Below are 3,558 nucleotides of genomic sequence, written 5' to 3'. Positions count from 1 at the left end.
GCGAATCGCACATTCCCCGAACCGCTCCGGCTTACTCCATGTCCCACCCGCTTCAGCCCGCTCCATCCATCGCACCCATCGTTTATATCGTCGACGACGACAACGGCATGCGTACCTCGCTTGCGTGGCTGCTCGAATCGGTCGGCGTGAAGTCGGCGGGCTTCGTGAATGCCAGCGAATTTCCGAGCGCATTCGATCCCGACGTGCCCGCGTGTCTCGTGCTCAATGTGCGGATGCCGGAGCAAAGCGGCTTCGACGTGCAAGCGGAATTGAATCGGCAAGGTGCGACGCTGCCGATTATTTTCGTCAGCGGTCACGGCGATATTCCGATGTCAGGGCGCGCGTTGCAGAGCGGCGCGATCGATTTCGTCGAGAAGCCGTATAACTCGCAGCAGATGCTCGACCGTGTGCAGCGCGCGTTGAAATTGGCCGCGCTTCGCCACGCCGCCGCTCAGAAGCAGCGCGAACTGCGCAAGCGCTTCGCGTCGCTAACGGCACGCGAGAAAGAAGTGCTGCGCGGTATCGCCTACTCAACGCATGAACAGACCGCCGTTCACATCCCAGCACGCACCGTTCGCGAAGTAAGCGTTCTGCGCGGCGAGCATGACCGCGACATCGGCGACATAATCCGCTGAGCCCAGACGCCCCGCAGGAATGTTGGCGATCACCGCTTTCAGCTTGTCGGGTGCGACGCTCTCGTGCACGATCGGCAGATCCATCGGCCCGGGCGAAATCGCATTGACGGTCACGCCCGTTGCGCCGAGGTCACGGGCGAACACCTTGGTCAACGTGATCACACCGCCTTTGGCCGCCGCATAATGCGCGCCGGTCGCCGAGCCCCCATTCTGTCCCGCCAGCGAGGCGATATTGACGATGCGGCCCGCGCCGGCATCGGCGAAATGCTGGCCGAACACCTGGCAGCCGAACAGCACGCTGCGCAGGTTCACGTTGATCACCTGATCGAATTGTTCGGCGCTGATCTCCATCACGGGTACGACTTTGGAGGCTCCCGCATTGTTGATCAAGACATCGATGCGGCCCCAGCGTTGCAGGATCGCATCGCGCGCGGATTCGAACGAGGTCTTCGAAGTGACGTCCAGATTCAGTGCGAAGGCGCTTGCGCCATCGGCGCTCAGTTCACGGGCGAGGGTCTGGGCGGCATCGAATGCGATATCGCCGATCGCAACCGCGTAGTCCGCTGCATGAAAGCGTGCGGCGATCGCGGCGCCGAGACCACGCGCCGCGCCGGTGACCAGTACGACTCTTTTCTGCATTTGCTGCTACTCCATGAGAAGGCCATTCGGCCGTCGGATTCCAGCTACTTCACTCACCGACTTCAAGCCGCGAGCGCTGCTTCGAAGCGCGCCGCAATCGCGCAGACCTGTTCATCCGCACCTTTGCGTCCGACAATCTGCAAGCCGGCCTTGAGCGGCGAGCCAGCGATAGGCAAGGGCAAGCTCAGCGCCGGATGGCCGCTCAGATTGAACGGCCGGATCAACGACGACATGGCGATAACCGAAGTACCGCCGCGCGCCTCGTCGATCGTGATCGGCATAGCGGGCAACGTGGGAAGAATCAATACGTCGACGCTTTCCAGCGCATGGTCGACGGCCGCGGTGAATTGCGGGCGTACCGATTCCGCCGCCTCGAGTTGCGCCGCGGTCGTTTTCGCGGCGGCACGCAACCGTGCGTCGAGATCGGCCCCGAGCTTGCCGGTTTCCACGAGATGACCGAATGCACGCGACGTTTCGACGTTGATGACTGAGAGGCCCGCCTCAAAGGCCGCGTTAAGGCCTGCCAGTTCCACCGTGCGAGCGCGGCAGTCCGCCTGGTCCGCTGCACGAGTGACGGCGGCAAGGATTTCCGACGTTGCGTCGACCTGCACGATACCGACATTCGATACGCCCGCCTGTGACGCGTGGGCGGCATGCGCGTCGAAGCCGGTTGTGATCGCCTGCATCGCGGCCACGATCATCCGCATCTCGCGCGCGAACGGCCCGACACAATCGAGCGTCGATTCGCGCGGTGCAACGCCGCGCCGGGATACGCGCCCGAACGTCGGCTTCAAACCGATCACGCCGCAACATGCAGCGGGGCCGCGAATCGAACCGCCCGTGTCCGTGCCGAGTGCGGCGTCGGCGAGCTTCAAACCAACCGCCGCCGCCGACCCGCTCGACGAGCCGCCGGGAATACGCGAGGCGTCCTGCGGATTTTGTGGCGTGCCGGTGTAGTCGTTGATACCGGTCATGCCGAATGCCAGTTCGTGCATGTTCGCCTTGCCGACGATGTGCCAACCGGCATCGAGCAATCGCTGCACGACTTCCGCGTGCTGGGAAGCCGGCGGGGCATCCGCCAGCGCGCGGCTCGCCGCAGTGGTCGCGTAGCCGGCGATGTCGATGCTGTCCTTGATCGCGATGGTCGGACCCGTGCCGCCTAGCGACAAGGCCTGGATAAACTCGTTCATAAGTTGGGTTTCCTAGTGTTGACGTGCCAGGGCGCATCGAACAGACGCTCGGTGCGAAAGTGCGTGATGAGCCAGTCGCGGCCGTTATCGGCGGGCGCGAAATCCACCTCGAGGCGCGCGGAGATCAACTCCGCTTGCGCGTCGACATAACCGGACGCTTGCAGCATGATCCAGCGGCCTTTCGCGGTTGCGCCATTCACCTCGATGCTTTCCGACGTAAGGAAATGCACGTTGACCGAGAAATGCGGCGACGGCGGCAAGTAACGCATGAGCATAGCGAGAATGTCCGCATGGCCGGTGAGGCGGCCGAACTTGCCGGCGTACTGGGGGCCAATGCCTTCCCAGATCGCGCCGGCGGCGAACAGGCCCGCGAGCGTCTCGCCTTCGAGCGCACCCGAGGGCACATCGCATAGCGCCATATAGCGCGCCATCGTGCGGCGCACCGCGGATTCGGCTTCGAGTGCGGCGAGCCGTTCGGTCAATCCGGCCAGCGTAGTCGTGGTTTCGTTCATTGCGTCAGGTTCCTGCATGCTCAGGCCGCGTTGGCATGTTGCGGCGGCACTTGCAGCGCACGGCCGACGCGTGCTTCGATCTTGCCATAGCGCCACAGGTTGTATTCGCCGACCGGCGTGGTGCGATACAGATTGCACACGGCCACGGCGGTATCGAAGTCACGCACGTCGGCCATGATGTAGAACGTCCACGGCGAGTTGTCGGCATTGCCGACGGTGAGCCGGTCGTCGTCCATGATGCCGAGCACGTCGACACTATCCATCGATTCGACCGCGGCCAGCATCTTGCCGTAGGCCTGCCAGACTTCGCCGATCTTCTCGCGCGGCAAGTCGAAGAAATTCTGCGTCACGCCGCAGCAGAACAATACGCGCAACGGCAGCTTCCGGTTATCGGACATTGTGGGGTTCTCCATGAAATCGTTCGAATAGCAAATATAGAAAATGGCTTAGAGGTTTACAGGTAGCCCGGAATCGCGTTCTTCGGAATGGTCACGAGCGTAATCGCGGTGATGAGCCCGAAGCCGATCAGCATCAACGCGACCGGCCACGCTGCATGCACCTGTGAATACAACGCAATGGCAG

General features: G+C 62.9%; 5 protein-coding genes. 1 reads left to right on the top strand and 4 read right to left on the bottom strand.

Annotation, left to right across the window (positions count from 1 at the left end; translation table 11 throughout):
- Window positions 1-38 precede the first annotated feature (38 nt).
- Entirely contained in the window at window positions 39-635 is a 597-nt protein-coding gene (locus QOC89_RS01145) for a response regulator transcription factor (RefSeq protein WP_323043340.1), read from the top strand.
- Here the strand turns inward: QOC89_RS01145 and QOC89_RS01140 are convergent.
- The 4 genes from QOC89_RS01140 to QOC89_RS01125 form a co-directional block, all read right to left on the bottom strand.
- A complete protein-coding gene (locus tag QOC89_RS01140) occupies window positions 531-1,274 on the bottom strand; it encodes an SDR family NAD(P)-dependent oxidoreductase (RefSeq protein ID WP_323043339.1) in 744 nt (247 codons plus the stop codon). The two genes, QOC89_RS01145 and QOC89_RS01140, sit on opposite strands and share 105 nt — an antisense overlap.
- Window positions 1,275-1,336: 62 nt before the next feature.
- Entirely contained in the window at window positions 1,337-2,464 is a 1,128-nt protein-coding gene (locus tag QOC89_RS01135; protein ID WP_323043338.1) for an amidase, read from the bottom strand.
- The gene (locus tag QOC89_RS01130; RefSeq protein WP_323043337.1) at window positions 2,461-2,976 is read right to left on the bottom strand and encodes a nuclear transport factor 2 family protein; all 516 of its coding nucleotides are present in this window, start codon (window positions 2,974-2,976) and stop codon (window positions 2,461-2,463) included. Before QOC89_RS01130 ends, QOC89_RS01135 begins: the two co-directional genes overlap by 4 nt.
- Window positions 2,977-2,996: 20 nt before the next feature.
- Window positions 2,997-3,374 carry a hypothetical protein gene (locus QOC89_RS01125; protein ID WP_323043336.1) on the bottom strand — a complete coding sequence of 126 codons (378 nt, stop codon included), beginning with the start codon at window positions 3,372-3,374 and terminating at the stop codon, window positions 2,997-2,999.
- Window positions 3,375-3,558 lie beyond the last annotated feature (184 nt).

The organism is Paraburkholderia sp. (genome assembly GCF_034668105.1).
In the GTDB taxonomy this organism is placed as follows: domain Bacteria; phylum Pseudomonadota; class Gammaproteobacteria; order Burkholderiales; family Burkholderiaceae; genus Paraburkholderia.
The sequence above is the reverse complement of the archived record's forward strand: the minus strand, read 5'-3'. Positions and strand labels throughout refer to the sequence as shown.

What these genes read in the sequence shown, in the direction of transcription:
- QOC89_RS01125 (WP_323043336.1), bottom strand. Translation starts at nt 3,374, where the DNA reads ATGTCCGATAACCGGAAGCTGCCGTTGCGCGTATTGTTCTGCTGCGGC.
- QOC89_RS01130 (WP_323043337.1), bottom strand. Translation starts at nt 2,976, where the DNA reads ATGAACGAAACCACGACTACGCTGGCCGGATTGACCGAACGGCTCGCC.
- QOC89_RS01135 (WP_323043338.1), bottom strand. Translation starts at nt 2,464, where the DNA reads ATGAACGAGTTTATCCAGGCCTTGTCGCTAGGCGGCACGGGTCCGACC.
- QOC89_RS01140 (WP_323043339.1), bottom strand. Translation starts at nt 1,274, where the DNA reads ATGCAGAAAAGAGTCGTACTGGTCACCGGCGCGGCGCGTGGTCTCGGC.
- QOC89_RS01145 (WP_323043340.1), top strand. Translation starts at nt 39, where the DNA reads ATGTCCCACCCGCTTCAGCCCGCTCCATCCATCGCACCCATCGTTTAT.